The sequence below is a fragment of the Streptomyces sp. NPDC037288 genome, assembly GCF_055603265.1.
The window spans coordinates 56,219-78,830 of record NZ_JBVJVY010000015.1 but is presented as its reverse complement, the minus strand read 5'-3'; the positions used below and the strand labels follow the sequence as shown (position 1 = coordinate 78,830).

Annotated in this window: 19 protein-coding genes and 1 pseudogene; 9 read left to right on the top strand and 11 right to left on the bottom strand. The window is 71.7% G+C overall.

The annotated features are described in order from the left end of the window. Positions 1-133: 133 nt before the first annotated feature. Together ACZ7GZ_RS19300 and ACZ7GZ_RS19295 are read left to right on the top strand one after the other, a co-directional pair. Complete coding sequence (locus ACZ7GZ_RS19300) at positions 134-934, top strand: polysaccharide deacetylase family protein (protein WP_471025519.1); 801 nt, start codon at positions 134-136, stop codon at positions 932-934. Next, positions 927-4,739: a lipopolysaccharide biosynthesis protein gene (locus ACZ7GZ_RS19295; RefSeq protein WP_471025517.1), complete on the top strand. Its 3,813-nt coding sequence runs from the start codon at positions 927-929 to the stop codon at positions 4,737-4,739. The genes ACZ7GZ_RS19300 and ACZ7GZ_RS19295 overlap by 8 nt, the downstream gene beginning before the upstream one ends. A 16-nt stretch (positions 4,740-4,755) precedes the next feature. Here ACZ7GZ_RS19295 and ACZ7GZ_RS19290 read toward each other — a convergent pair whose 3' ends face one another. Next, positions 4,756-6,174, bottom strand: a complete 1,419-nt coding sequence (locus ACZ7GZ_RS19290) for a GH39 family glycosyl hydrolase (RefSeq protein ID WP_471025515.1) — start codon at positions 6,172-6,174, stop codon at positions 4,756-4,758. A 200-nt stretch (positions 6,175-6,374) separates the two neighbouring features. On the opposite strand from ACZ7GZ_RS19290, the gene ACZ7GZ_RS19285 reads away from it, so the two are divergent. Further along, entirely contained in the window at positions 6,375-7,469 is a 1,095-nt protein-coding gene (locus ACZ7GZ_RS19285) for a DUF5925 domain-containing protein (protein ID WP_471025513.1), read from the top strand. Between the two features lie 15 nt (positions 7,470-7,484). Then, the gene (locus ACZ7GZ_RS19280; protein WP_471025511.1) at positions 7,485-8,255 is read left to right on the top strand and encodes a DUF72 domain-containing protein; all 771 of its coding nucleotides are present in this window, start codon (positions 7,485-7,487) and stop codon (positions 8,253-8,255) included. A gap of 81 nt (positions 8,256-8,336) precedes the next feature. Here ACZ7GZ_RS19280 and ACZ7GZ_RS19275 read toward each other — a convergent pair whose 3' ends face one another. Continuing rightward, entirely contained in the window at positions 8,337-8,708 is a 372-nt protein-coding gene (locus tag ACZ7GZ_RS19275; RefSeq protein WP_360091446.1) for a GntR family transcriptional regulator, read from the bottom strand. A 71-nt stretch (positions 8,709-8,779) separates the two neighbouring features. Here ACZ7GZ_RS19275 and ACZ7GZ_RS19270 point away from each other — a divergent pair, with 71 nt between their 5' ends. Both ACZ7GZ_RS19270 and ACZ7GZ_RS19265 read left to right on the top strand, forming a co-directional pair. After that, positions 8,780-9,709: a GNAT family N-acetyltransferase gene (locus ACZ7GZ_RS19270; RefSeq protein WP_471025509.1), complete on the top strand. Its 930-nt coding sequence runs from the start codon at positions 8,780-8,782 to the stop codon at positions 9,707-9,709. After that, complete coding sequence (locus ACZ7GZ_RS19265; RefSeq protein WP_471025506.1) at positions 9,690-10,190, top strand: ribonuclease FAU-1 family protein; 501 nt, start codon at positions 9,690-9,692, stop codon at positions 10,188-10,190. Before ACZ7GZ_RS19270 ends, ACZ7GZ_RS19265 begins: the two co-directional genes overlap by 20 nt. A gap of 28 nt (positions 10,191-10,218) precedes the next feature. Here the strand turns inward: ACZ7GZ_RS19265 and ACZ7GZ_RS19260 are convergent, their stop codons facing one another. Then, positions 10,219-10,854 (bottom strand): class I SAM-dependent methyltransferase, encoded by a 636-nt coding sequence (locus tag ACZ7GZ_RS19260; RefSeq protein ID WP_471025504.1) that lies wholly within the window; start codon positions 10,852-10,854, stop codon positions 10,219-10,221. A 111-nt stretch (positions 10,855-10,965) separates the two neighbouring features. On the opposite strand from ACZ7GZ_RS19260, the gene ACZ7GZ_RS19255 reads away from it, so the two are divergent. Then, a complete protein-coding gene (locus ACZ7GZ_RS19255) occupies positions 10,966-11,100 on the top strand; it encodes a hypothetical protein (RefSeq protein ID WP_471025501.1) in 135 nt (44 codons plus the stop codon). 14 nt (positions 11,101-11,114) lie between these two features. Here the strand turns inward: ACZ7GZ_RS19255 and ACZ7GZ_RS19250 are convergent, their stop codons facing one another. Then, entirely contained in the window at positions 11,115-11,573 is a 459-nt protein-coding gene (locus ACZ7GZ_RS19250; RefSeq protein ID WP_471025499.1) for a GNAT family N-acetyltransferase, read from the bottom strand. Positions 11,574-11,738: 165 nt separating this feature from the next. Between ACZ7GZ_RS19250 and ACZ7GZ_RS19245 the strand changes: the two genes are divergently transcribed. Next, entirely contained in the window at positions 11,739-12,701 is a 963-nt protein-coding gene (locus ACZ7GZ_RS19245) for a lytic polysaccharide monooxygenase auxiliary activity family 9 protein (RefSeq protein WP_471025496.1), read from the top strand. A gap of 51 nt (positions 12,702-12,752) precedes the next feature. Here the strand turns inward: ACZ7GZ_RS19245 and ACZ7GZ_RS19240 are convergent, their stop codons facing one another. Both ACZ7GZ_RS19240 and ACZ7GZ_RS19235 read right to left on the bottom strand, forming a co-directional pair. Next, the gene (locus tag ACZ7GZ_RS19240) at positions 12,753-13,613 is read right to left on the bottom strand and encodes an esterase/lipase family protein (protein WP_471025494.1); all 861 of its coding nucleotides are present in this window, start codon (positions 13,611-13,613) and stop codon (positions 12,753-12,755) included. 167 nt (positions 13,614-13,780) lie between these two features. Further along, positions 13,781-14,227 carry a MarR family winged helix-turn-helix transcriptional regulator gene (locus ACZ7GZ_RS19235; protein ID WP_471025491.1) on the bottom strand — a complete coding sequence of 149 codons (447 nt, stop codon included), beginning with the start codon at positions 14,225-14,227 and terminating at the stop codon, positions 13,781-13,783. 87 nt (positions 14,228-14,314) lie between these two features. Between ACZ7GZ_RS19235 and ACZ7GZ_RS19230 the strand changes: the two genes are divergently transcribed. Further along, positions 14,315-14,689: a cupin domain-containing protein gene (locus ACZ7GZ_RS19230; protein ID WP_471025490.1), complete on the top strand. Its 375-nt coding sequence runs from the start codon at positions 14,315-14,317 to the stop codon at positions 14,687-14,689. Here ACZ7GZ_RS19230 and ACZ7GZ_RS19225 read toward each other — a convergent pair. The 5 genes and pseudogenes from ACZ7GZ_RS19225 to ACZ7GZ_RS19205 form a co-directional block, all read right to left on the bottom strand. Further along, positions 14,667-15,680, bottom strand: coding sequence for a DNA polymerase Y family protein (locus ACZ7GZ_RS19225; protein ID WP_471025488.1), 1,014 nt, complete (start codon positions 15,678-15,680; stop codon positions 14,667-14,669). The two genes, ACZ7GZ_RS19230 and ACZ7GZ_RS19225, sit on opposite strands and share 23 nt — an antisense overlap. Further along, complete coding sequence (locus ACZ7GZ_RS19220; protein ID WP_471025486.1) at positions 15,677-19,099, bottom strand: DNA polymerase III subunit alpha; 3,423 nt, start codon at positions 19,097-19,099, stop codon at positions 15,677-15,679. Before ACZ7GZ_RS19220 ends, ACZ7GZ_RS19225 begins: the two co-directional genes overlap by 4 nt. Before the next feature lie 195 nt (positions 19,100-19,294). Then, a complete protein-coding gene (locus ACZ7GZ_RS19215) occupies positions 19,295-20,377 on the bottom strand; it encodes a S1 family peptidase (protein WP_471025484.1) in 1,083 nt (360 codons plus the stop codon). 348 nt (positions 20,378-20,725) lie between these two features. Next, on the bottom strand, positions 20,726-21,628 hold the full coding sequence (locus tag ACZ7GZ_RS19210) for a S1 family peptidase (RefSeq protein WP_471025482.1): 903 nt from the start codon (positions 21,626-21,628) through the stop codon (positions 20,726-20,728). Between the two features lie 199 nt (positions 21,629-21,827). Then, a pseudogene (locus tag ACZ7GZ_RS19205) lies at positions 21,828-22,612 on the bottom strand (DUF1684 domain-containing protein).

Sequence of the window (22,612 nt, the reverse complement as noted above, 5' to 3'; positions counted from 1 at the left end):
CCGGACGGCGTCCGTCCCGCGGACGCGCGCCCCGGGGGTGCCCGTCCCGCGGATGCGCGTCCCGGGGGTGCCGATTCCTCAGGTGCCGTTCCGGGGGCGTCGATCCCGGAGCCGCCGACCTCGGGAGGCGCCGATGAGTGACACGGCCGTGCCGATCCTCATGTACCACTCCGTCGCCACCGCGCCCAACGACGCCACCCGCGCCCTCTCGGTCGCGCCCGAGGCGTTCGCCGAACAGATGGCGCTCATCGGCGACCTGGGCCTGACCCCGGTCACCACCGCCGGCCTCGCGGCCCACTGGCGCTCCGGCCGCCCGCTGCCCGCACGGCCGGTGCTGATCACCTTCGACGACGGCTACGAGGGCGTGCACCGGCACGCGCTGCCCGTCCTCGCCAAGCACCGCTTCCCGGCCACGCTGTTCGTGTCCACCGGCTGGATCAGGGGCGCGTACGACACCGGGCGCGGCCTGGACACCATGCTCGACTGGCCGCAGGTACGGGAACTCGCGGACGCCGGCGTCGAGATCGGCGGGCACAGCCACACCCACCCGCAGCTCGACCAGCTCGGCGACGAAGCGCTGCGCACGGAACTGAACCGCTGCACGGAGATCGTCACGGACGAACTCGGCATCCGACCGATCTCGTTCGCCTACCCGTACGGCTACTCCAGCCGCCGCGTCCGCGAGGCCGTGCGCGCGGGCGGGTACGCCCAGGCGCTCGCCGTGGGCAACGCCCTCGCGCGCCGCCGCCAGGGGCCGTACGCGCTCCGGCGGGTCACCGTACGGCGCGGCACCGGCGTGGAGGAGTTCGAGCGGCTCCTCCACGGCCGTGCCCTCGCCCGCACCTTCGCCGGGGACCACGCCCTCACCAAGGGGTACGCCCTCGTCCGCAGAACCCGCCAGGTCCGCCGGAAGGCCATCCGTTCCCGTGTCTGACACGACCACCACGACCGAGGCCGCGACGGCCGCCGCCGAGGCGCCCGGGAAGTCCGGGCGCCGCCTCCGGCTGCCCGGGACGGGCCGGTCCGCCGGCGGCAGCCCGCTGTTCCGCAACGCCTACGCGCTGATGCTCAACACCGGCATCTCCGCCGTCCTCGGCCTCGGCTTCTGGCTGGCCGCGGCCCGCTACTACTCCGAGGACGCGGTCGGGCAGGGCTCGGCCGCCATCGCCGCGATGAAGTTCCTCGCCGGACTGACCGCGGTCACCCTCACCGGTGCCCTGGCCCGCTTCATCCCGGTCGCCGGGAAGCACACCGGCAAGGTCATCTTCCGCACGTACGCGGGCAGTTCCCTGCTGGTGGCGCTCGCGGGGGGCGTCTTCCTGCTGACCCTGGACACCTGGGGGCCGTCGTACCGGTTCCTGCACGGGACGGTCAACGGGATCGGCTTCATCCTGGCCGTCGTCGCCTGGAACGTGCTCACCCTGCAGGACGGCGTGCTGACCGGGCTGCGCAGCGCGACCTGGGTGCCGGTGGGGAACACCGTGTTCTCGGCGGTGAAGCTGGCCCTGCTCGTCGCGTTCGCCGTCGCCATCCCGACCACCGGTGTCTTCGTCTCCTGGATGGCGGCGATCGCCACCTCGGTGGTGCCGCTGGGCTGGCTGGTGTTCCGGCGGCTGGCGCCCCGGCACGTCAGGGCCACCGAGGGCCGCACCGACCCGCCGACGCTGAAGCAGGTCGGACGGTTCCTGGCCGGGGACTACACCGGCTCGCTGTTCTCGCTCGCCGTGATCTACCTCGTCCCGGTGCTCGTCGCCGCGCAGGTCAGCTCGGCGGAGAACGCCTACTTCTACATCGCCGCCACCATCGGCGGTACGACCGACCTGCTCGCCATCAACATGGGCGCGTCCCTCACGGTCGAGGGCTCGCACGACCCGGGGCGGCTGGCCGCCCACACCCGGGCCGCGCTGAAGCGGATGGCCCGGATCATGCTGCCGATCGCAGGTCTGTGGATCATCGGGGCGCCCTGGATCCTCGGCGTGTTCGGCGAGGGCTACGCGGGTGCGGCGACGCCGCTGCTGCGCTGGCTCGCGGTCGGCTCGGTGCTGCGGGTCGTGATCGAGACGTACTTCGCGGTGCTGCGCGCGCGCAGCCGTACCGCCGGACTCGCCTGGCTGCAGGGCCTGTTGTGCGTGCTGGTGCTGGGCCTGACCCTGCTGCTCCTGCCCCGGACGGGGCTGACGGGCGCGGGGGTCGCCGAAGCCGCCAGCCTCGCGGTGATCGCGGCGATCGCCGCGCCGAAACTCTGGAAGACGATCCGGACCGCGCCCGCCGCCGTACCCGACACGGCAGCACCCGACGGGGACCTCGCCGACCCGGGCACGCCCGAGGTTCCGGCCTCCTCTCCGGTGCGCCGGCACAGCCCGGGCTGGGCGCTGGACTCCGACACCCTGGCCCTCGGTATCCACGTCGACTTCGACCATGTGGAACGCCGGCCGGACGTCCGCCCGGGGCCCGGCACACCGCCCGCGGGTACGCCGGCGCCTCCGGCCGGGCTTCCGGTCGGGCTTCCGGTGGAGGAGAGGGAGCCCGGCGGCGAGGCGTCGCCGGGTCCGGCCGAGGCCGAGCTGCTGCGGGACGCGGAGGCGGCGGAGGTGGACGCGCCGTTCACGGTGGAGGAGCGGGAGGCATCCTTCGCCAAGCGCGCCCAGGCCGTCCCCGGCACCTCCGTCCCGGACGAACCCGCGCCCCAAGAGCCCCCGGCTCCCGTCTCGCTGCGGCAGCGGCTGCTGCCCACCCGATCCGGTGTCGTCCTGGGCTGTCTGCTGATCGCCGCGCTGCTGCTGTACTGGGTGCCCGCGCTGCGGCTCGGCGAGGCCGATCTGGACCGGATGGGCGGCCTCGGCCTGATCTCGGTGCTGCCGCTGCCGACCCTCGTCGGAGCGGCCCTGCTGATCACCGTCTTCGCCGCGCTGCTCTGGCTGCGCCGCGAGCACCGGGCGCTGCTGCTGGTCACGCTGGTGGCGACCGTGGTGTCGCTGCACGCGCTGCCCGCCGTGATCGAGACCGAGCCGCGGTTCCCGACGGCGTGGCAGCACCTCGGGTTCATCGACTACATCGACCGCACCGGGTCCGCCGTACCGGACCTGGACGCCCGCTGGAGCTGGCCGGGCTTCTTCGCGGTGGCCGCGTTCGTCGGCAAGGCCAGCGGGGTCACCGACTTCACCGAGGTCATCCGCTGGTGGCCGACGGCCATCCAACTCGCCTATCTGGCACCGCTGTTCCTGCTCACCCGGTCGCTGCGGGCGAGCTGGCGGGCGAAGTGGACCGGCGTCTGGCTGTTCGTGCTGTGCGGCTGGGTCGGCCAGGACTACTTCTCGCCGCAGGGCTTCACCTATCTGCTGTATCTGGTGTTCGTGGCGGTCCTGCTGGTCTGGTTCCGCCCGCGGCGCGTGATCTGGACGAGGTTCCGCCCGGGCGAGGCGGAGGCGGAACCGGTGGACCGGCGCGGGCGGGCGGTCCTGCTCCTGGTGCTGATCGGCCTGTACGCGGCGAGTGTCCCCGCGCACCAGCTCACCCCGTTCGTCATGCTCGGTGTGCTCGCGGCCCTCGTCCTGCTCGGCCGCTCCGAACTGCGCGGCCTGCCGCTGCTGTGCGCGGTGCTGGTCGCGGTCTGGGTCGGCTTCATGGCCGAACCGTACTGGTCGGGACACTTCAACGACCTGTTCGGCGGGGTCGGCGGGGTCGGCAGCAATGTCTCGACCTCCGTCTCCGGCCGGATCCAGGGCGGCAGTTCGACGCACAAGCTGGTGCTGTACACCCGGGTGCTGCTGGCGGGCTCGGTGCTGGCGTTCGCCTGCTGGGGCTGGTGGCGCCGTCGCTTCCACCGCTACCGCGAACGCTCCCTGCCGGTGCTGACCTTCGTGCCGTTCCTGGGCTTCGGCATGCAGTCGTACGGCGGTGAGATGGCGCTGCGCGTCTTCATGTTCGCGGTACCGGGCGCGGCCCTGCTCGGTGCCCTCGCGCTCTTCCCGCGCACCGGCGTCACCGCGAAGGAGCGCGAGAAGGACCGCGTCAGCCTCGCCCCGCTGGCCGCGCTGCTGGCCGGACTGCTGCTGATGGGCGGCTTCCTGGTGGCCCGCTGGGGCAACGAGCCGTTCGAGCGGGTCCGGCCCGGCGAGGTCGCGGCGATGGACTGGGTGTACGCCCACGACAAGCCGACGCTGCGGCTGCTGTGGCTGACCCAGGACACGGTCAACGACGTGACTCCGGCGATGCCGTGGGGCGCGCGCGACATGGAGCGGGTGAACTATGTGCCGACCCTCGCACCGACCGACCCGGTGCTGGTGTCGGGCCTGGTCAAGGCGCTCAAGGACGCCGGCCCGAACTCGTATCTGATGGTCAACCGCAGTCAGGTGACCTATCTGCAACTGGACGCGGGCTACTCCGCTACCTGGGAGCCCCGGCTGGTCGAGAACCTGGACGACCGGCAGGAGCTGACGAAGGTCCTGGTCAACGACGACGTCATCGTGTTCGCGCTGCGCGGGCGGCCTGCGGGGGCGGTGCCGAAGCCGCACCCGGGCCCGATCGGGCCGCAGGTGACCTGGACCCCGTGGTCGGTGGTCGGCGCGCTGACCGCGCTCGTCCTGATCCTGCTGCTGGCCGCGCGGGAGGTCGTACGGGTCGCGGTCCGGCCGGGTGTGCGACAACTGCGGGTACTCCAGGGCACGTTCTGGTTCTCGCTGCCGCTGCTGGCAGTGGTGCTGGCCGCGCTCGTGCAGCGGTTCCTGACCATGAAGTGAGAGGTGGCTCGGCCGTTCAGCGGTCGATCCACCTCACCTCGTACGGCCCCATGTCGAACCGCTTGCCGTCGACCTGGGCGCTGATCGTCCGGTTGAGCGTGTTGACCACGAGGACGGTCCTGTCGCTCGCCAGTACACGGACGTGGGGCACGTCGTCAGCGGCGACGGACACGTTCTCGTACCGCGTCCCCGGCGGGAACGCCTTGGCGAACCGGGACACCAGGTCGTACATGGGCAGGGCCCTGCCCCCGCCGGCGCTGTCGGTGGGGGTCCACAGGCAACCCGCGCAGCCGGTGCCCGTCTTGTCCTCCGGATTCCAGTAGAAGCCGGAGTCGGCGCCGCCCTTGACCATGGCGATCATCCCGGTTGCCTGGACGGCGACGCGGTGCGGCTCGGACCAGCCCTTGCGGTCGTCGTTGCCGTCACCCGGCTCCACGTAGTACTCGGCCCACCACAGCGGAAGGCCGTGCGTCCGCTGCCGCACCCATGCGCTGACGGCCGTCAGTTTGCCGGTGGCCGCGAACTCGTTCGGCAGCAGCTCGTCGTCGCGGGTGTAGCTGGAGCCGTCGACCACGGTGAAGTCGGCACCGGCCTTGTGGGCGTTCCAGTAGTCGAAGGCGTCGAGCACGCGCTGGTCCATGGCGCCCCAGGACCCCTTCAGCGCGGTGGAGGCGTTCTGGTCCCGCGGATCCACGCTGTCCATCACCAGGTAGGGGCCGCCGACCATGATGTCCTTGTCGACCTTCTTCAGCGCCGTGTACACGAGGTTGTACATCCTGGTGTACCCCTCGTAGTCCCAGCGGGACTTGGCGTCGTTCCAGAAGCCCTTGAACTCGTTCCAGACGATGAAGTCCTTCACGTCCGGGTAGCGCCGGGCGACGGTGGCGGCGAGGTCGGCGAAGTCCTGGTAGTGGTCGGGGGTGGGAGCGGTCTCCAGGGCGGCCTGGCTCCAGTTCGTGTGGTCGACCCCGGCCCTGCCGCCCTTCATCCAGTCCGGGGAGCAGCACAGGGTGATCACCGGGGTGCCGCCGGAGGCCCGCATGAAGTCGACACGGCGGTCCAGCGCGCCGAAGTCGTAGTGTCCCTGGACCGGTTCGGGGTTGTCGGCGCCCCAGCCCATGATGTGCTGGTTCTGCGCCAGTCCGCCGTTCCGCCCGAGCAGTTGCCGCACGCGCGAGGTGGCGGCCGTGGCACCCTCGTCGGCGCTGTACCGGGTGTGGGTGAAGCCCCAGCCGACATACGGCTCGGGTTTCGCGCCGGTCGTGGCCGGGGTGCCGTGCACCTTGTCGCCGTCGCGTGTGGTGCCCGCCGTACTGGCCCCGCCGGACAACGTGCCGAACAGGGTCACCGCCAGGGCCAGCACGGCCGCGCCGACACCGAGCAGGGCGGTGAGCCGCCACCGCCGAGCATCCGAATCCCACCCATGACGTGCCATCAAGGACAACAGTAACGGCGGAACGGACGGCTCGGGCAGGACTTGGAAAGAGCACGCCCCGAAGGGGCGCGGGGCTGTGCCGACATGCGGCTCCGCCGCGTGGGCGCGACCGGCCCCCCGACGGGCCGCGGCTGACGAACCACTCTCTCCTGGGATCGAAATACCATGCGCGGAGCGCGCTCGTGCCGGATCATGGCCGCATGTCTGCGAACCCACACGACGCTCTGCCGATCCGGCTCCACGTCGACGACTCCGACTCGCCGTCCGACGTCGTCGACGCGCTGTTCCTCGGCCGCTTCGCGACGGGCGAGCAGCCGTACTCGCACGCGGCGAACATCGACCGCGTCCGCTCCGGCGCGACCCTGATCCCCGACGGCGCCCGGGTCCTGCGGGTCGCCCGCGACGACGACCGCAGCGCCACCCTCGCCGAGGGCGACGGCTGGACCCTGCTGGTCTCCCGCTGGAACCGCGGCGCGGACGTCACGGTGACCGCGACCAGCGCCGAACTGGCCAAGCGGGTCCTCGACCAGGCCACGGACGGCGCCGCGGACGAGCCGGAACCCCAGCCCGAGAACGTGACGATGGGCTTCTGGTACGTCTCCCCCAGGCGGGGCCCGCACCGCACCACCCGCCAGATCTCGGCGGGCACCTGGGACGAGGTGCGGCCCAACTACACGGCGCCGGTGGCGGAGGCCATGGACCGCCTGATGAGGACGACCCCGGAGGACATCGCGGGCCGCCTGCTCCTCCTCCACGGCCCTCCGGGCACCGGCAAGACCTCCGCCCTGCGCACCCTGGCCCGCTCCTGGCGCGACTGGTGCCAGGTGGACTGCGTGCTCGACCCGGAGCGCCTCTTCTCGGACGTCGGCTATCTGATGGACATCGCGATCGGCGAGGAGGACTCGGCGGGCAAGGGCCGCTGGCGCCTGCTCCTCCTGGAGGACTGCGACGAACTGATCCGCGGCGAGGCCAAGCACACGGCCGGCCAGGCCCTGTCCCGGCTGCTGAACCTCACCGACGGCCTGCTCGGCCAGGGCCGCAACGTCCTGGTCGGCGTCACCACCAACGAGGACCTGGAGCGCCTGCACCCGGCCGTGGTCCGTCCCGGCCGCTGCCTGGCCCGCATCGAGGTCGGCCCGCTGACCCGCAAGGAGGCGGTGAACTGGCTGGGCACCGAGGAGGGCGTCGGCCGGGAGGGGGCGTCGCTGGCCGAGCTGTACGCACTGCGCCGGGGCACGACCCCGACCTCGGTGCCGGGGGCGCGGGACGGCGCGGACGCGGGCCTGTACCTGTAGTGCTTTGATGGTGCTGTGACCTTGTTCGTCGGCACCTCCGGGTGGCAGTACAAGGACTGGCGGGACCTCGTCTATCCGGCCGGGGTCCCGGCGCGGCTGTGGCTGGAGGAGTACACGCGGCTGTTCGCCACGGTGGAGATCAACAACGCGTTCTACCGACTGCCGTCGTACGACACCTTCACCACCTGGCGCGACCGCGTCCCCGCGGACTTCGTGGTGGCGGTCAAGGCCAGCCGCTACCTCACCCACATCAAACGCCTGAAGGACCCCGAGGAACCGGTCCACCGCCTGATGAGCCACGCGGCGGGTCTCGGTGACCGTCTGGGCCCGGTCCTCCTCCAGCTCCCGCCCACCCTGCGCGTGGACCCTTCCCTCCTGGACACCTGCCTCGCCTGCTTCCCGCCCGGTACCAGGGTCGCGGTCGAACCCCGCCACGAATCCTGGTGGACGCCCGAGGTGCGCGAGGTGCTGTCGGCGCGGGGCGCGGCCCTGTGCTGGGCGGACGTCCTGGCCCGCCCGGTCACCCCACTGTGGCGCACCACCGACTGGGGTTACGTCCGCTTCCACCAGGGCCGGGCCCGGCCCTGGCCCCGCTACGGCCGCCGCTCCCTGGAAACCTGGGTGGACCGCATCGCGACGACGTGGTCGGACGGGGAGGACGTGTACGCGTACTTCAACAACGACCCGGGCGGGGCGGCGGTGCGAGACGCGGTGACGTTCGGGAGGGCGGCGGGACGGGCGGGGCTGACGGTGACCCGGCTCCCGGAGCCGGCGAAGCACGGGTGACTCCTCGGCCTCGGCCGATTTCCCTTCCGCCGCGAGGGCGCTCGGCCGCCGACGGCGCGGCCCGGCGGTGCCGGACTCTCCTCAGCCCTCCCCGTAAGCCGCCCGCAGGGCATCCCGCACGGCGGCCAACGCCTCCGACTCCCCCAACCCCAGCCTCCGCACCCGCTCCACGTACGCCTGAGCGGCCAGGGAAGCCTCGCGTTCCGCGGCCGAGCCGGCGGCTGCCACGAACGTGCCGTTGCGCCCCCGCGTCTCGATCACCCCGTCGTTCTCCAGCGCCCGATACGCCTTGGCCACGGTGTTCACGGCGAGGCCCAGGGACTCGGCCAGCCCCCGTACGGTCGGCAGCCGGTACCCCACCGGCAGCGCCCCGGACCGTGCCTGCTCGGAAATCTGCGCCCGCACCTGCTCGTACGGGGGCGCGCTGTCATCGATGCGGATCTTCAGGCTCACACGGTGATTGTCCCGTACCCGCCGGAAAATGAGAGGCATCCCCGGTCCGCCTCCGCCTACCGTGCCTGCTCATGACAGTGATCGTGCGCGACCTGCGCCCCGACGTGCCGGCCGACACCGAGGGCTTCGCCCGGGTACGCCGGCTGGCCCTTCCGTACATCCTGTTCACCCCGGACTCGATCCGTCACGACGCCCTCCACATGCCGCCCGAGGCCCGCTACCGTCCGCTGATCGCGGAAGAGGACGGAGAGGTGATCGGCACGGCTCAGGTGCACCTCGCCCCCGACAGCGCCGAGCCGGGCCAGGGCCTGGTGAACATCTACGTCCGGCCGGACCGGACCGGTCGCGGCGCCGGCCGGCTCCTGCTGCGGGCGGCCGAGGAGTACCTCACCGCCCGGGGAGCGACCCGGCTGCTCAGCTGGGTCCTCGACGAACCGGCCAACCGCGCCTTCGCCGAACGGCACGGCTATCGCAGCAGCCGCTCCGCCCACTTCCTGCGCCTCGACCTGGCGGGCTCCGCCCTCCCGCCCCTCCCGGACACCCCGCCGGGCGTCGAACTGCGTACGGCCGCGGACTTCGCGGACGATCCACGCCCGCTGTTCGAGCTGGACGCGGAGACGATGCCGGACGAACCCGGTGACGTCGACTACGGGTTGTGCGACTACGAGGCCTGGATCGAGCAGCACTGGAGGCATCCGCTGCTGGACCGCGACCTGACGGTGGCCGCGTGTGCCGAGGGCCGTCCCGTCGCCTTCAGCGTGGCCTACACCGACGGCGGCACCAGGTACGCCACCGCGATGACCGGCACCGCGCGGTCCCATCGTGGGCGCGGCCTGGCCAAGCTCGCCAAGCTCCACTCCCTTTACCGGGCCCGGGCAACGGGTGTCACCGAGGCGTTCACGGGCAACGACACCGGGAACGCCCCGATGATCGCGATCAACAAGTGGCTCGGGTACGAGATCTGCGCGACGGAGGTGCGCTATGTCCGTGAAGTGGTCTGAGCCGGCGAACCGGTTGGACGTCATCCTGGTCAAGGCCGGCCGGACGAAGATCCGCTATCCGGCGGAGCTGCTCCGGGACGACGGCACCCGCATCGCCGTACGTGCGCCCTGGGCGGGCTCCGGTGTCCGCGACTTCGGCTTCGTCCGCTTCGAACCCGGGGACGTCTTCACCGAGTACTACTGGCGTGACCGCTGGTACTCGGTGAAGGAGGTCCGTGCCGCGGACGGCACGGTCAAGGGCTGGTACTGCGACATCACCCGTCCGGCGGTCCGCGACGGCGGTGAACTGGTCGTGGAGGACCTCGACCTGGACCTGTGGCGCTCCGCCGACGGCACGGACGTACGGCGCCTGGACGAGGACGAGTTCGCCGAGAGCGGGCTCACGCAGACGGACCCCGAGGCCGCGTCCGCCGCCGTGGCCGCCCTCGGGGAACTGGAGACGCTGGCCCGCACCGGCGGCTTCGGGGAGTTGCTCGCCTGACACCCCGGCCTCCACCCTGCCCCCGGCCTCACACCGTGGCCACCACCGCGTACCGCTCGTCGTCCACGGCCCTCCCCCACAGCAGAGGGTCGTCGGCCAGTCGCTCCACGCGTACGCCGGAGCTCAGCGGTGCCAGGAGCGCGGTGAGCCGTTGTGCCGGTATCCCGACGGGGTGGAGGGTGCCCCAGACGCCCTCGACCAGCACGAAACGGCCTCCGGGCCGCAGCAGGTCCCGCCAGTGCCGCAGCACCCGGTCGGGTCCCGGCAGTGTCCAGAGCACATGCCGGACGAGGACCACGTCGAAGCGCCGCTCCCCCACCGGCGGAGCCGCCGCCTCCCCGCGCAGGACCACCGCGTCGCGCCCGGCGAGCTTGGCGCGGGCCCGCTCGACCATCGCCGGGGAGGAGTCGACGCCCGTCACCCGGTGTCCCTGTTCGGCGGCGAGCAGCGACAGGCTGCCGGTGCCGCAGCCGAGGTCGAGGACGTCGACGGGGCGCTCGGGCAGCCAGGAACGGAGCCGGTCCGCCCAGGCCGCACGCACGTCGGGGTCGCGCAGACCGTGGTCCGGCTCGTCGTCGAAGCCGGCCGCCTCGGTGTCCCAGTCCACATCCCGGTCCACGTCAGGGGTATCCGCCGCGACCCTGTGCCCAGTCTCGTTCGTCATGCGCCAAGAGTGACACCCGCCACTGACAACCCGGCTCCGATGAGGAACTCTCCCCAAAAGCGTCTACCTCCGCGACAGCGCGAAACTCGGTAGGCACTGAAGGAGGCAGTCATGCGCCGCGCAACCGTGCACAAGCCCCTGAAGAAGACGGACAGCCGCCGGATCCGCGAAGAGGCGGAGGAGCGCCCCGCCGGGCGTCCCGAGGTGCGCAGGGACATCGCGCGCACCTGGTGGCCCGACGGTTGACCCCGCCGGGGCCGTCAGCCCAGCCGCTTGCGGTAGTGAATCCGGTCGTAGGGCCCTTCCACGCGGCGTTCCACGACCTCGTATCCGTACTTCGGATAGATCTTCTGGTTCTCCCACATCAGCGCGTTCGTGTAGAGCCTGACCTCACCGAGCCCCAGCTCACGCGCGCGTGCGTCGACGAAGTGCAGCAGCAGCCGCCCGACGCCCGTACCGTGGGCGTCGGGACGGACGGCGACGCTGTCCAGGAACAGATGGCCGGGGAACGCCTCGATCACGACCAGCCCGACCACGGGCTCCCCGGTGACGAACACCTTGCCGCCGGCCACGTTCGCCGCATGGTCCGCTTCCATGGGCTGCGGCACCACGCCGATGCGCTCGATGTAGTGCCGATAGGCCGCGTCCGTCACCGCCTTGACGGCCGGCACATCACCGGCGAGGGCAGGCCGGACGTGCGCCGGGGGCTTCTCGATCATGGACGCACGCTATCTACCTGAGCGCAGTCTGAGTACCCCCTTAACGGCACCATAAGGATCCCCTCCACCCGCCCCCAGCAGGCGGTTTCGCGGTTCCTTGGGGCTAGCTTCGGATCGCCCCCACGGGATCCAGCCCCCGCAGGACCGTTTTTCGAGGAGTTCCGCATGCCCGCTCGTGCCCGCCGCGCGGCCGCCGTCGTCGCCGTGCTCGGTCTGCCGCCGCTCGCCCTGACCGCGCTCGCCGCCGCCCCCGCGTCCGCACACGGTTCGATGGGCGCCCCGGTCAGCCGTGTCTCGCAGTGCTACGCGGAGGGGCCGGAGAGCCCGAAGTCGGCCGCGTGCAGGGCGGCGGTGGCGGCCGGCGGCACACAGGCGCTGTACGACTGGAACGGCGTCCGGATCGGCAACGCGGCAGGGCAGCACCGGAAGCTGGTGCCGGACGGCAAGCTGTGCAGCGCGAACAACGCGGAGTTCAGGGGCCTGGATCTGGCCCGCGCCGACTGGCCCGCCACCAGCGTGCACAGCGGGTCGTACACCTTCAAGTACCGGGTGACCGCTCCGCACAAGGGCACGTTCACGGTGTATCTGACCAAGCCGGGTTACGACCCCGCCAAGCCGCTGTCCTGGACGGAACTGGATCTGCGGCACCCGGTGGCCACGGTCACCGACCCGGTCGCCTCGGGTGGTTTCTACACGTTCTCCGGCACGCTTCCCGAGCGGTCCGGCCGACAGCTGCTGTACGGGATCTGGCAGCGCTCGGACAGTCCGGAGGCGTTCTACTCCTGCTCGGACGTGGACTTCGGCGGCGGCGACGCGGGGGGCACGGGCGCCGGCCCGGCTCCGACGGCCTCCGCACCCTCCGACCGGCAGATCGCGGACGGTGCCGACAAGTCGACGATGCGGCACCACGGGCACGGCGGCGACGGCACCGCCGCCCCCGCCCAGCGGCCCACCACCGTGTCCAACGCGCCGAAGGCGGCCGGTGCTTCGGACGGTCTCGCGGAGACCGGTGCCTCCACCGGCACCTCGTACGTCGCGATCGGCGGGGCGGCGGCGCTGGCGCTCGGTTCGGCGGCGCTGTTCCTGTCGGTGCGGCGGCGCGCGGCAGGCGGTGCCCACCGCCGGTGAGGGTTCCGGGGCCTGTCCGGCGGCTCAGGTCGGACAGGCCCCGGCGGCACGTCAGCTGAAGGCCGACGCGCAGGTGGTGGCGGTGGCGTGGGCCGGGTCGAGCGCGTTGGCCACCTCGTGGAAGGCGATGCGGTCGAACAGGCCGATCGCGACGTGCTCGGAGAGGTCGAGCGGGCACAGGTCCTGGAGCAGGACGTTGCGGACGTCCGAGCCGCTCAGGTACTGGCTCCGCCAAGGGGTGGCCACCTCGTCGTACTTGGTGGCGACGACCGTGTAGTGCACTCCGGGGACGGTGTCGCCGTCCGCGTTGAGCTTGGTGAGGAAGCCGGAGCCGGGGATCTGGTCGGCGAGGCCGGGGGTGGTGGCCTTGATCAGGTCCCCGGCGCCGGGGAAGTACGGCAGCAGGTTGGTGAGACCGCTCAGGCCGGCGCCGTGGTTGTCCGGGGCCAGGCCGACGAGGGCGTTCACCTTGGCGGCTCCGCCGAGGAACTTCAGGTAGTAGCGGGGCATCATGCCGCCCTGGGAGTGGCCGACGAGGTCGGCCTTGGGGGCGCCGGTCGCGACGAGCACCCTGTCGACGAAGGCCGACAGTTGCTCTGCCGACTTGTCGATGGGGCCGAGGCCGTAGAAGAGGGGGACTCCGTTCAGCTGACCGTAGTCGAGGGAGAAGACGCAGTATCCGCGGTTCTTCAGATACGGGGCGAGGGACAGCCAGTTGTCGACCGAGTTGCCCAGGGTGCCGTGCACCAGGACGACCGGGCGGGGGTGGGCGGTGGAGGGCTTGCAGGAGAAGTCGTTCCAGCCGCTGCTGGGAGCGTCGGCGGCGTGGGCGGCGGCGGCCGGAACGGCGGCGACGGCGGTGGTGAGGAGCAGCGCGGCGAGGGGTCTGAGCATGCGCTTCCAGGGCAGCATCGTGTGATCTCCTTGCGGCTCAAGGCAGGTGGGGGCCTTACCCTGTGATCCGGATCACGAGGATGCTGTTCACTCGTCAAGTTACGGGCGAGTAGCACAGGTGTGAAGTTACGCGTCAGTAAAAACATGCAGTGATAACCAGACTGCCGCCGAACGGTGACGGACCGTCACCAGGAGGGCTTGATCGGACCATAGGGGGCGATCCGCGCCAAACGCTGCCCCAGTGCGCGCACTTCACCCTCGCCCAGCAGCACGGCCCACTCCCCCACGACCTCGGCCGCCGCCTCCTCCGCCGCCCGCGTACAGGCCCGGCCGCGCTCGGTCAGCACGACCAGCCGGGCCCGCGCGTCCTGCGGATGCGCCCGCCGCTCGGCGTAGCCCTTGCGTACGATCTCGTCCACCAGCTGACTCGCGGCCTGTTTGGTCACCCCGAGGTGCGTCGCAAGGTCGGTGACCGTGACGCCGCCCGGGGCGAGCCGCGCGAAGGCGAAGCCGTGCGCCGGCCGCAGATCGGTGAACCCGCGCGCCACCACCCCGTCGTGGATGCGCTGTGTGAGGTCGCCGGCGGCGGCGAGCAGGGCGGCGGACAGGGCCATGGCTTCGGAGTTCTGCACGGAGGCATTGAAACACCCTTGACAGTTTGGTCAACCAGCTTGACCATGTAGTCAAGTCACTTGACCATTTGAACGGAGATCACCGCGATGCCCGTCATCCGCTCGTCCGAGGCCACGACCCATGAGATCCACGGCGCCCGCTTCGTCTCGTACGCCACCCCGCTCACCGGCAGCAAGGAGCTGTGCGCCTGGCGCGGGGAGATCCCGGCGGGCACCAAGGCGCCCGCCCACACCGTCAACCGCGAGGAGATCTTCCATCTGCTCGTCGGGGAACTGCTGATCACGCTCGACGGCCGGACCGAGCGGATCTCCGCCGGTGACACGGTGATCATCAACCCCGGCGCGACCCTCGGCGTGGAGAACCAGGCCGATCACACGGCGATCTCCTGGGTCACCACGTCCATCGGCCTGGAGGCGGAGCTGGCCGACGGCACACGCATCACGCCGCCCTGGGCCAACTGACAGACGTGGAACCGCCGCCACGCCCCAGCGCCCCCGGCATCACCGCCCTGGGGCCGAACTTCGCCCGCGCGCGGTCCGCGACCTCCTCGATACGGCGCACCTTCTCGTCCACGGGGTCGAAGGTGAGCTGGCAGGAGGCCTGGTCGGCGGGGGCCAGGCCCTCGGCGCGCAGGGTGAGCGCGCGGACCCGGGCGCGCTGCAGGCCGAGCGCCTCGTACATGCCGTAGGCCACCTTCGTCAGGGCCGCCGAGTGCGCGGTCGGCTCCTTCAGGGTGCGGCTGCGGGTGGTGGAGGAGCGGTCGGCGTAGCGCACGGTGAGGGTCAGGGTGCGGCAGACCTTCCGCACCGCGCGCAGCCGGGCACCGAGCTCCTCGGCGGCGGACAGCAGTGCCCTGCGGTGCCGGCCGGAGTCCAACTCGTCGATCTCGAAGGCGCGTTCCGTTGCCAGCGACCGCGAGACGGCGTTCGGCACGACCCGGCCCCGGTCGACGCCGCTCGCCTTCTCGCGCAGCTCGCGGCCGGCCTTGGCGCCGATCAGCCGCTGGAGCGTGGACAGCGGCGCGGCGGCGACCAGGCCCAGGGTGTCCAGGCCGTACTCGCTCAGGGTGCGGGCGGTCGCCGTGCCGACGCCGGGCAGCGCGGACACCGGCCGCTCGGCGAGGAAGGCGGCGATGCCGTCCGGGTCCTCGGGTACGGCACACGTCACCCCGGGCCGGGCGTCGCACAGCGCCACGCGGGCCAGCATCGGGCCCGGACCGGCGCCGATCACACAGTCGACGCCGTACCGCGCGAGGGCCCGCACCCGGATCACCGAGGCCAGCTCCACCGCGCTGCGTCCGAAGTACCGCTCGGCCCCGCGCAGATCGGCCAGCGCCCCGTCCGGGGGCAGCGCCTCGACGACCGGAGTGAAGTCCTCCAGCAACCCGAGCAGTCCCGGCAGGGCCGCCTCGTACATCGGCGGCAGCTGGAAACGTACGCAGAGGATGGTCATCCCGCACTCCCCGGACTCTGGTGCCACAACTTCCGCATGGCGGCAGGCCCTTGTGAGGCCTCCTGCCCCGCGGGCCGCAGATCGGCCCACGGATGCATCTCGTATCCGGTCGGCAGCTGGATCCGCCGCCCACCGGTCGGGTCTCCGCCCGCACCCTCGGCCACCGGCACGGCGAGCCGCGCCGCCACCTCGTCGAGGCCGCCCTCGGCACGCAGTTCCACCAGCTCGGCGAGGTTCCAGGCGGCGGAACCCACCACACTCAGGCTGCGCGGACCCCGCCGCTGCACCACTCCGCGCACCAGCAGCAGCCACGAGTGGAAGACGGTGTGCGCGCAGGCGTCGTGCGAGTCGTCGAAGAACGCCAGGTCGACCAGGCCCGTGCCGTCGTCCAGCGTGGAGAAGATGACCCGCTTGCCGGAGCGGATCGGCGGGGTCTGGGTGGCCGCCTTGGCGCCCGCGACCAGCACGGTCTCGCCGTGCCGCAGCTCGCGCAGCCGGCGCGCGGAGATCACGCCCAGTTCCTTGAGGAACTCCCGGTGGTCGTCCATCAGATTGCGCGAGGCGTCCATGGACAGCACACCCAGCTCGGCGCTGAGCCGTTCCGCCGACGTCAGGTCCGGCAGCCCCGCCGGCGCGGTCTTCCGCCCGCCCGCCAACGGCAGCTGACCGCCGCCACCGCCCCGGGCGCCCCGGTGCAGCTCGGTCAGGTGCAGCTGCAGATCCCGCCGGTTGGCACCGAAGGCGTCCAACGCCCCCACCTGGGCCAGCCTCTGGGCCAGCGGACGGCTGGGCCGTGCCCGCTCCCAGAAGTCCACCAGTGACGCGTACGGCTGCCCGTCCGCGATCCGTTCGGCCTCGGCCTCGCTGATGCCGTGCACATCGGACAGGGCGAGCCGCAGCCCCCACACCCCGGACTCGGACACCAGTTCGATCCGATGGGCGACCCCGGACACGTTCACGTCCAACGGCAGGATCGGCACCCCGCGCCGGCGCGCGTCGGCCAGCAGCAGCCGCTTCGGATACATCCCGGGATCGTGTGTGAGCAGCCCGGCGTAGAAAGCGGCCGGGTGATGCGCCTTCAGCCAGGCCGACTGATACGTCGGCACGGCAAAGGCGACCGCATGCGCCTTGCAGAACCCGTAGGACCCGAACGCCTCCACGATCTGCCAGGTCTGCCGGATCGTTTCCGCGCTGTACCCCCGAGCGGCCGCGGCCTGCGCGAACCACACCTTGATCCGCCCCTGCGACTCCGGGTCGGACAACCCGCGCCGCACCCGGTCGGCCTCGCCCCGCCCGCAACCCGTCATGACGGCGACGATGTCGATGACCTGCTCGTGGAAGACGACGACCCCGTACGTCCCCTTCAGCGACTCCTCCAGGTCCGGGTGCGGGTAACGCACCGGCGCCCGGCCGTGCCGCGCCTCGATGAACGGCCGCACCATGTCGGCGGCGACGGGCCCGGGGCGGAACAGCGAGATATCCACCACGAGATCATGAAAAGTACTCGGCTGCAGCCGTCCCACCAGATCCCGCTGCCCCGGCGACTCGATCTGGAAGCACCCCAGCGTCTCGGTGGACCTGATCAGCCGATACGTCTCCGGGTCCCCCTCCGGCACCGCGTCCAGATCGACCCGCTCCCCGGTCACCCGCTCCACCTCGGCGACCGCGTGCGCCATGGCCGACTGCATCCGAACACCCAGCACATCGAGCTTGAGCAGCCCGAGATCCTCCACGTCCTCCTTGTCGAACTGCGACATCGGCAGTCCCTCGCCGCTGGTCGGCACCACCGGCGTACGGGCGAGGAGCGAGGCGTCGGACAGCAGCACCCCGCACGGATGCATGGCGACTCCGCGCGGCAGGGCGTCGAGCGCCTCGACCAGCTCCCACAGCCTGCCGTACCGCTTCTTCTCCCCTGCGAGCCGCTTCAGCTCGGGCAGCTCCTCCAGCGCGGCCCGCGCGTCCCGGGCCCGGATGTGCGGAAAGGACTTGGCCAGCCGGTCGATCTCAGCCGGGTCCATGGACAGGGCGGCACCCACGTCCCGGATGGCATGCCGCACCCGGTAGGTCTCCGGCATGGACACGGTCGCGACCCGCTCGGTGCCGAACCGGTCGATGATCGCCCGGTAGACCTCCAGCCGGCGCGCGGACTCCACATCGATGTCGATGTCCGGCAGCACCACACGCTCCTTGGACAGGAAGCGCTCCATCAGCAACCCGTGCTCGACCGGATCGGCGTGCGCGATTCCCAGAAGATGATTGACGAGGGAGCCCGCACCGGAACCACGAGCGGCCACCCGGATCCCCATCTTCCGTACGTCGTCCACCACTTGAGCGACCGTCAGGAAGTAGGAGGCGAAGCCGTGATGGGCGATGATGTCCAGCTCGTGGTGCATCCGCTCCCAGTACGCACACCTGCCGCCGTACCCGAGCCGCAGCATCCCCGCCACCGCCCGCGAGGCGAGGGCCCGCTGGGCGGTGCGCCGCCCGGCACCCACCAGATGCGCCTCGGGAAAACGCACGGTCCCGATGCCGAGATCCCCCTCGGGATCGACCCGGCACTCCTCGGCCGTGGCCAGGGTCTGCTCCAGCAACCGCAGGGCGGTGTCCCGCCGGTACCCGGCAGCCTCCACCACCCGCTCGGCGACCCCCGCCATCGCCCGCGCGTCCTTCAGCCACGCCTCCCCGGAGTCCAGCTCCCCGCGCGGGTCGACCGGAACCAGCCGGCGGGCGGCATCCAGCACATCGGCGACAGGCCCCGCCCCGGGATCGGCATACCGGACGGCATTGCTGAGCACCGGCCGCACCCCCTGCTCGGCGGCGAACCCGACGGTACGGGCGGCCAGCCGCAGCGACCCGGGTCCCGTACCCGTACGCCCCTGCCACACAGCCTCCAGCCGCAGCGCGTCACCGTAGACCTCACGCCACGCCCCGAGAAGCTTCACGGCCCGATCGGGACGCCCCGCCGCGAGGGCCCGCCCCACGTCCGAGCCGGGGCCGAGCAGCACGGTCAGGCCGTCACCGTGGTTGTCCGGCCAGGCCAGCTCAGGCCCGCCCGCACCCGCATGCGCCGCCGTGACGATCCGGCACAGATCGGCCCACCCCCGGCCGTCCCGGGCGAGAAAGGTCACACGAGGAGCCGACTCGTCGACAAAGGCCCCACCCCGCACCGGCACCTTCCGCCGCTCACGCCGTACGGCTTCGGCCTCGGCCACCGCCAGATCCACCCCGAAGACCGGACGCACCCCCACCCCGGCACAGGCCTTGGCGAAGCGCACCGCACCGGCGACGGTGTCCCGATCGGTCAGAGCGAGGGCGTCCATTCCCCGCTCCGAGGCGCGCTCGGCCAGCCGCTCCGGATGGGATGCCCCATATCTCAGGGAGAACCCGGAGACGGTGTGCAGATGCGCGAAGCCCGGCACACCCACCTCCCGCACTCGCGAGCCCCGAACAGCTCTCGAACATCAGTTCCCTACTTCCACCCCCACCATACCCCCATTCCCGAACATGTGTACGACATCCTTGAGGCCGCCCCTCACCTGCACAAACAGAGCGCGAAGCCCCGCCCCCACACACCCGGGGACGGGGCTTCGCGGAACGCGGCGCGGTCGAACGCGTCAGCCGATCTTCGCCCCTGTGGCGGACAGCGCCGCGGTGACCGGCTGGAAGAACGTCTCCCCGCCGGAGGTGCAGTCACCGCTGCCCCCGGAGGTCAGCCCGATGGCGTTGCTCCCCGAGAACAGCGAGCCGCCGCTGTCACCGGGCTCGGCGCACACATCGGTCTGGATGAGACCGCTGACGCTGCCTTCCTGGTAGTTCACCGTGGCGTTCAGGCCGGTGACCGTGCCGTCGTGCACATGGGTCGTCGACCCACTGCGCGTCACCTTCATCCCGACCGTCGCCTCGGCGGCCCCGGTGATCTTCTGAGTGGACCCGTTGTACAGGTCGACCTCGCTCGGATGGTCCACCTGCGCCGTGTACTTCACGAGCCCGAAGTCGGTCCCCGGGAAGTGGGACTCCGCGTTCCGCCCGATCTCCTTGCCGCCGGAGTCCGACCAGCTGGAGATCTCCGCGGTGCAGTGCCCGGCGGTCAGGAAGTACGGCTGCCCGTCCTTGACCACGTTGAAGCCGAGCGAGCACCGCCCACCCGACCCGCTGATCGCGTCACCACCGGCGATGAAGGGCTTGAACTCCCCCTTCGACCGCTTCAGCTCGGCCTTGCCGCCGAGCCCGTCGACCACCTGGCCGAGCTTGGCCCACTGCGCGCCGGAGACCGTCCTGTCGGCGGTGACGACGACCTTGTTGCCGACCGGGTCGATCGCCCACGACGTCCCCGGAATGGTCGCGTCCTTCTTCAGCGTCGTCCGCGCGCCGTCGAGTGCGGCCAGCGAGTTGGCGACGAGTCTCGCCTTGGCCCCGGCCGCCTCGACGGCCTTCGCGGCACCCTGGTCGACCACGTTGACGACGAGATTCCTGGCCGAGGCGTCGTAGTAGCTACCCGCAGCGCCGGATCCGAGGCGGCTCAGCAGCGTCGAGGCGAGGTTTCCAGCCGCCGGAGCGGACAGGACCCGCGCCTGCGGAACGGACTTGGCAGGCTCGCTGGCGTTCGCATTCTGCAACGTGACACCCGCGGCGACCAGTGCGGCGATTCCCGCCCCGGCCAGGGCGGCCCGCCGCCCGGTTATGCGTCGGTGCTTCAACTCACGTTCTCCTGTGGGGGGATGGCCCGCGAGTTGTGGGGACTCGACGGACCGGAAGACTGGTTGACGAGCGCCTACTCTTCCGAAGGGCACGGGGAGCACACAAGGTTGACTTCAGGACGCGCGCACAGCGGGGTTGCGCACCCCCCATGAGCTTGACTCGCCACGGTCACACCTGGGAATTCGCACTGCAAACACCAGGGTGCAAGTGCACCGCAGCGGAACGTCACGACAGTGCATGGCTTGTTCTCCTCCCTGCCGGGCTTCGTCCTCTCCACCGCCGGGCAACCGGAAGTCCCCGCACGCGCGACGCGTGCGGGGACTTCGAGGAAGCCGGAGCCGGACTCGCTACGGCAAGGTGACCCCGTAGTAGCTCAACGCCTCGGTCACCGGCTGGAAGAACGTCGTACCGCCGGAGGTGCAGTCACCGCTGCCCCCGGACGTCAGCCCGTACGCCACGGTCCCCGCGTACAGCGGACCACCGCTGTCGCCGCCCTCGGCGCACACCGTGGTCTGGATCAGCCCGGAGACGACGTCACCGCCGCCGTAGTTCACGGTGGCGTTCAGCGCGGTGACCCGGCCGCTGTGCGTACCGGTGGTGGAACCGCGCCGGTAGACGGTCGTGCCCACGGACGGCGTGGCCGCCCTCGTGATGGACTGGCTTCCCACGGAACTCGGGTGGGAGACCGAGGAGTTGGTGTACCGGACCAACGCGAAGTCGTTGCCCGGGAAGCTGTAGCCGACGTTGGTGCCGAGCACCGTGCTGTGGCTGGAGTTGCTGTACCAGGTGGAGGCGACCTGGCCGCAGTGACCGGCGGTCAGGAAGTAGTAGGTGCTGCCGCTGTGCACGTTGAAGCCGAGCGAGCAGCGGTAGGAACCACCGTAGATGGCGTCGCCACCACTGATCAGCTTGCTGAACCTGCCGGGTGTGTGCTTGATGGTGAGCGCGCCCGCGTCGGCGCCGGCCTGCCGCTTGATCTCGGCGATCTCGGCCTTGGACACCGTGCTGTCGACGGTGACGACGACGCGGTCGGTCTTGGTGTCCACCGCCCAGGCCGTACCGGGTACGTCGGCCTTGAGGACGGAGTCGTCGACCCTGCTGAGCTGGGCGGCGCTGAACGTGTGGCCGTCGTCGCCGGCGTTCGCGGTGGGGGCGGCGAACGCCGCTGCGGCCAGGAGGCCGGTGGCCACGGCGATCAGCCGGGTCCGTCTCGCAGTGCCGCTGTGGGGAGTGGTGCGCTTGATCCTCACTTTTCGTTCCCTCCCAGGGGAAGTCGGGGGCCCGCGTGGGGTCGGGGCCCGTGAGTCGCAGCCAGGGGTGTGGCCGGATTCCGAACATGCATGCCCTGACAAGCGCTGAGGGGGAGTATTCGGCCGAACGACCGGTCGCCACAAGAGTGCCTTTCGGCCGTCCGACTTTAAACCACTCTTACGCAGCACCCTCTTGACGTCAGCTCAGAGCACGCTCGCCCGCTTCGATCACCACGTCCAGCGTGTTGCCGGGCGGCGGGAACGGGCAGATGAAGTGGTCGGCGAAGGCGCACGGCGGGAGCTGGGCGCGGTTGAAGTCGACGGTCGTACGCCCCTCGGCGTCCGGTGCGGACGGATGGAGGAAGCGGAACCGGAAGCTGGTGTCGCCGCTGGTGGCGTCGGCGAACACCGCCCACAGCAGCCCGTCGCCCTGCTGTGCGACCCGCAGCGTCAGTTCCCGGCCCGCCAGGGCGAAGGCCAGCTCACCGGCGAGGGCGAGCCCCCGCTCACGCCCGTCCGCGTTGCCGACCCGCACGGTGCGCGTGCCGTCGTACGGCGTGAACCGCCCCGGCACCGACCACCGGGGGTCGTACGCGGTGGCCTGAATGCCCTTGAAGGCGCGCCGGGCCTCGGACCCGGGGTCGTAGACCCGCACTCCCCGGACACACCCTCGCGGACCAGCACCACCAGCCGCTTCTCCGCCAGCGCGACCCGCCACCCGGCCTCCGGCCCGAGGTCGGCGACGAGCCGGACCTCGCCCGCGAAGGGCCGCCCGTCCACGGTCAGTCCGTCGGCCTCGACGGCCGTGAGCACAACCCCCTCACCGTCCGCCACCCAGGTCCCGGGAATGTCCGGAAGTCGCCCCTCCGGATAGTCGTCGATCCAGTGGGTGGCGGTCAGCGCGAGCGGCCCGTAGGACGCCGAGACCGTCTCCACGCGCGTGTCGCGCCACTGCTGCCATGCCTCGGACGCGTCCGTCGTCAT